This window comes from uncultured Faecalibacterium sp., assembly GCF_900066275.1.
In the GTDB taxonomy this organism is placed as follows: domain Bacteria; phylum Bacillota; class Clostridia; order Oscillospirales; family Ruminococcaceae; genus Faecalibacterium; species Faecalibacterium taiwanense.
Genome location: NZ_FMFG01000093.1, coordinates 1 through 1009 on the forward strand (window position 1 = coordinate 1; position 1009 = coordinate 1009).

Genomic DNA, 1009 nt, shown 5'->3' on the forward strand with positions numbered 1-1009 from the left:
GCAGTGGTGCCATTGGATACCGCTTTGCCGCCTGCGGTCTGTGCCGCTGTACCCGAATGGGCGGCGGCATAGTGACTTTTACGGATTTCTTGCCGCTGTTTCCAGCGTGAAAGCCAGTTAGAACTGCCCTCGCCGGTGCTGGATGCGCCTGCATCTTGTGCCGCAGGCGGCTTCTGCACGGAAGATTTTGCGGTTCGGGCCCCTTTCTTGCCCTGCATCTTGGCTTTCTTTTTCAGCTTTCTGGCGTAACGGCTCTTGGAAATATCGTGGGTAGTCTCGGCAGCTTTTTCGCCCTCGCTTAAAGCCTGCGTGCCCACATTATCGTCCTCGTACTGGTCAACCTCCCGATGCACCGCAGACCGGGCGGCAGCAGCGGCATACATAGCACGTTTCTGCTGCTTTGTCATGCGGGATGCTTCATCCGGGGTGATCTCGGCTTTGCCAAAACGCAGGTGCTGCGCCCTTTCCGCAACCTTATCTGCATCGGTTTTCAGCTTTTTCTTTCTGGGCACCGACTGCTCCACCTTGGGTTTCTTCGGGGGAGAACGGGTCTTTTTTGCGGACGATTCCTCTTTGATGATCAGTTTCGGTTCACTCATTTCTGTGCGCCCTCCGAGATCTCGTTGAGCTTGGTCGTGAGGATGCGGTAGAGTTCAAGGTCTTTCGGGAAGTGGTCAACAAAGGGCAGGATCACGTTACCGAAAAACAGCAGCCCTTCACCTTCGCCGGAGTGGGTAACGTAGGAAAGCTGATGCGGGCTGATATTGAGCTGCTTTGCGAGGATTTGCCGATCACCGTTCGCCTGATTGAGCATATAAACGAAGTCCGAATTCTCAAAAATATTTGATACTTCGGGACTTGCCAGCAGATCTTTGACGTTCTGCGTCAGGGCTGTCGGGATGCCGCCCCACTTACGAAAACGCTTCCAAATTTCCACGGAATAAGCAGCAGTCTGCTCTTCCTTCAAGAGCAAATGGAACTCGTCTGCATAGTACCGGGTGGATTTTCC

General features: G+C 54.0%; 2 pseudogenes. Both read right to left on the reverse strand.

Annotation, left to right across the window (positions count from 1 at the left end):
* Window positions 1-599 (reverse strand): annotated as a pseudogene (locus QZL71_RS13140) (NlpC/P60 family protein); the annotation flags it as partial.
* A pseudogene (locus QZL71_RS13145) lies at window positions 596-1009 on the reverse strand (VirB4-like conjugal transfer ATPase); the annotation flags it as partial. The pseudogenes QZL71_RS13145 and QZL71_RS13140, both read right to left, overlap by 4 nt.